The organism is Citrobacter sp. Cpo069 (assembly GCF_030332785.1).
GTDB classification, from domain to species: domain Bacteria; phylum Pseudomonadota; class Gammaproteobacteria; order Enterobacterales; family Enterobacteriaceae; genus Citrobacter; species Citrobacter portucalensis.
The window spans coordinates 1-291 of record NZ_JAOWHD010000017.1; the positions used below are offsets into that span (position 1 = coordinate 1).

Annotated in this window: 1 tRNA gene; it reads right to left on the reverse strand. The window is 45.7% G+C overall.

Annotated elements, in window-relative coordinates:
* Positions 1 to 151: 151 nt before the first annotated feature.
* Positions 152 to 227: transfer RNA gene (locus OGY08_RS00320), tRNA-Glu, on the reverse strand.
* Positions 228 to 291 lie beyond the last annotated feature (64 nt).

The following is a 291-nucleotide window of genomic DNA, read 5'->3' on the forward strand; positions in this document are numbered from 1 at the left end:
TTTTCATTTCTTATTACGGAGAAATGAAACAGTGTGTCGTTTCAATTTTCAGCTTGATCCAGATTTTTAAAGAGCAAATATCTCAAACGTGACTCGTAAGTCAGTTTTGAGATACTTCGGTCGGCGACTTTCACTCACACATACCAGCAAGTGGCGTCCCCTAGGGGATTCGAACCCCTGTTACCGCCGTGAAAGGGCGGTGTCCTGGGCCTCTAGACGAAGGGGACACTGAAGTCTCAATCGCAAGACGCCTTGCTATTTACTTTTCATCAGACAATCTGTGTGAGCACT